This is a genomic window from Bartonella sp. CE47NXGY, assembly GCF_042195415.1.
Classification (GTDB): domain Bacteria; phylum Pseudomonadota; class Alphaproteobacteria; order Rhizobiales; family Rhizobiaceae; genus Bartonella.
The window spans coordinates 1-1,755 of sequence record NZ_JBHIOI010000117.1 but is presented as its reverse complement, the minus strand read 5'-3'; the positions used below and the strand labels follow the sequence as shown (position 1 = coordinate 1,755).

Here is a 1,755-nt window from a genome sequence, read left to right as displayed (position 1 = left end):
TATTTGTCTAGGGGCAAAGCGTCTTGGGTTTAGGCTTTCATTCTTTGCAAAGGATTGATCTTTTGCTGCATTTTTGGTTGTTCCTTGGTTTTGCTTATGAGGGTGCGGGGTGTATGGTGGTTGCATGGGACATGTTTTTGAAGGGGCTGGCGTTTAGTGGCGTTGTTGGAGCTGTTGTTGGATTGGCGCATGTGGGCGCCAAGCATATGGGCTGGAGCACGCATTGGTTCTTGAACGATGGGGGGCTGGGCACTATTGGACTTGTTCCTTTTTTGCTCTGGAGAGGGGTATGGTGTGTGCGTGTACTGTTGGGGGGCTTAAAAAAATGAGCATTTTTCTTTTCCACCGGCGTGATCTTTGATGTTCTTTCTGTGAGGGGTATTTGATGTCGAACAATGTGATGTTTTTGCTGTTGCCTTGGTTTTTCTGCTTTTTTGCTGTTGCCTTGATTTTTATTTATAAGGGAGCAAAGCGTCGCTCTGTTACAGGGTGGATGTTTTGGAGATGGGTGGTGCTTTATGGCGCCCTTGCCACCTACCTTGGTTTTGTTTATGTGGGCGTGGGCAGGCGCGCTGTTGACGGGGAGCTGCTCTTGAAGGGGGCGGTGTTTTCTTGCATTTTTGCAACTGTCCTTGGTTTGGTGCATCTGGGCGTCAAGAGTATGCCTGTTGCTTGGCAAGTGTTCTTAAAGGCGGTTATGTTTTGTTGCATGATGGGCTTTATCCTGTGGTTTGCTGCTGTGGGCGTCAGAGATATGGATAGCATAAGGGCGGTATTCTTAAAGGGATTGATCTTGTCTTTATTGTTAAAAGTGCTCTTGGGGTTCTTTATACGCGAGCAAAGTGATACGGTGCTACAGAGGTCGTTGCGTGCTTTGAATTTTGTGCTGTTTTCCTGCATTTTGGCACCAATTCTTTGTTTTACCCGTCTGGGAGCAGAGAATCTAGGGTTGAGCTGGCTTTGGTTCTCGAATGAGAGGGTGTTGCCCTTTATTGTTGGATTTCTTTTTCCTTTGATTTATCAGGGTGTAAGGCGTGCACGTGTTTTAGGGGCTTGGTTCTTAAAGTAGGGGGTGTTTTTTTGTCTTATGGGTGTGATCTTTAATGGGCTTGCTGTGAGGGGTATGTGATGTCGAACGATTTGTTTTTTTTGCTGTTGTTGGTGTTTTCCTACCTTTTTATTGTTGTCGTTATTGGTACTTATAAGCTTTCCAAGCGCTTCGATATTCCGTGGTGGCGGGCGGCGTTTTATTGTATTTTTGGTGTTTTCCTCCTTTTGAAGGAAGTACTGTTTTACGGCGTTTTAGGAGTCGTCCTTTTTTTAGCTCTTGTGGGGATGGAGAATATGGACATACCTTGGGGACTCCTGTCCTTGATGGGGATCGTGTTTGCTGCACTGTTGGAGTGGTTTTTGATTTTGCATATGAGGGGGTGGCGAGATGGGGTGGTGACGCATTGTTTGTGGTTATTGAAGGGGGTGGTGTTTTGCGCTGTTGTTGGAGCGATCTTTTTTTGTTTGCCTTTGGGAGCAGAGAAACTAGGGTTGAGCGGGCTTTGGTTCGCGAAGGATTGGGTGTTTTTCGTCATTTGTGGATTGATCCTTCCTGTTGTTTCTATGGGAGCAGGGCGTGTGCGTGTGAAAGCGGAGGCGTTTTTAAAGAGAGTGGGGTTTATGGGGTATTACAGATAACGTCGAGGGAATGATTGTTCAAAAGAACAGCGATAGCGGTAGGTTTGGGGATCAAACCAAAGCCCT

The 1,755-nt window shown here is 46.4% G+C and carries 3 protein-coding genes; all 3 read left to right on the top strand.

The features are described 5' to 3' along the window. Positions 1-23 precede the first annotated feature (23 nt). Genes ACFIL3_RS09945 through ACFIL3_RS09935 form a run of 3 tightly spaced genes read left to right on the top strand, consistent with a single transcriptional unit; the run spans position 24 to position 1,689 of the window. Entirely contained in the window at positions 24-329 is a 306-nt protein-coding gene (locus ACFIL3_RS09945; RefSeq protein WP_375682203.1) for a hypothetical protein, read from the top strand. A 56-nt stretch (positions 330-385) separates the two neighbouring features. Further along, a complete protein-coding gene (locus tag ACFIL3_RS09940; protein WP_375682202.1) occupies positions 386-1,069 on the top strand; it encodes a hypothetical protein in 684 nt (227 codons plus the stop codon). 59 nt (positions 1,070-1,128) lie between these two features. Next, entirely contained in the window at positions 1,129-1,689 is a 561-nt protein-coding gene (locus ACFIL3_RS09935; RefSeq protein WP_375682201.1) for a hypothetical protein, read from the top strand. Positions 1,690-1,755 lie beyond the last annotated feature (66 nt).

Coding starts and splice junctions, on each gene's coding strand:
- ACFIL3_RS09940 (WP_375682202.1), top strand. CDS start 386: ATGTCGAACAATGTGATGTTTTTGCTGTTGCCTTGGTTTTTCTGCTTT.
- ACFIL3_RS09935 (WP_375682201.1), top strand. CDS start 1,129: ATGTCGAACGATTTGTTTTTTTTGCTGTTGTTGGTGTTTTCCTACCTT.